Source organism: Streptomyces sp. 4F14, assembly GCF_048159485.1.
Classification (GTDB): Bacteria; Actinomycetota; Actinomycetes; order Streptomycetales; family Streptomycetaceae; genus Streptomyces.
Genome location: NZ_JBLRVY010000443.1, coordinates 1 through 306, shown reverse-complemented (window position 1 = coordinate 306; position 306 = coordinate 1). Strand labels below are relative to the sequence as shown.

Sequence of the window (306 nt, the reverse complement as noted above, 5' to 3'; positions counted from 1 at the left end):
GTGCCGACGCCGCCCGGGTAGAGCGTGGAGGGGTGCACATGGCGCCCCTCCATCAGGCAGAACATCTCCCGCGTGTAGCGGCTGACTTGAAGCGCCTCGCGGTAGAACTCGCCCTCCAGCGGGTTCAGCGAGCGCATGATGTCGGCGATGGTGCGGTAGCCGTGCTCGGCGGCGTGCGGGGCCTCGGTGCGCTCGGCGAGTTCGAGGACGCCGGGGTTGGTCTCGCGGACCATCTTCTCGCAGTAGTCGACCCCGACCAGGTTCTCCTGGAAGATGTTGTGGTCGAACATGTACTCCGCGGACTCG

The 306-nt window shown here is 67.0% G+C and carries 1 pseudogene; it reads right to left on the bottom strand.

Annotation, left to right across the window (positions count from 1 at the left end):
* Positions 1 to 306 (bottom strand): annotated as a pseudogene (locus ACLZOT_RS51510) (hydrogenase); the annotation flags it as partial.